Annotated in this window: 1 protein-coding gene; it reads right to left on the bottom strand. The window is 62.8% G+C overall.

The features are described 5' to 3' along the window. Positions 1–293: 4Fe-4S binding protein (locus tag NE591_RS15065; RefSeq protein WP_256157079.1), on the bottom strand; the 293-nt coding region annotated here is incomplete at both ends.

Below are 293 nucleotides of genomic sequence, written 5' to 3'. Positions count from 1 at the left end.
GTCGGCCATGGTGCGCGGCCCGAATTCCGGATGTCGGATGTTGATGTCGGCGTCGCATACCTCGGCGCACTTGCTGCAGGAGGTGGCACGGGCCGTCTCCAGGCACTTCTCATCATTAATGGTAGGCACATACGTGCGCGAGAAGCGCCCGACCAGGTTCATGAGGGCCGAAAGCGGGCAGAAGTTGGAGCACCATTTCCGCAGCACCACCAGTTCGCTGACGAGCATGGCCGGAATGAGAATGAGCCCGATGGTCGCGTCGCCGTGGGCGAAGGCGCGCCAGATGACGAGCA

The sequence above is a fragment of the Adlercreutzia sp. DFI.6.23 genome, assembly GCF_024462535.1.
GTDB classification, from domain to species: Bacteria; Actinomycetota; Coriobacteriia; order Coriobacteriales; family Eggerthellaceae; genus Adlercreutzia; species Adlercreutzia rubneri.
The sequence above is the reverse complement of the archived record's forward strand: the minus strand, read 5'-3'. Positions and strand labels throughout refer to the sequence as shown.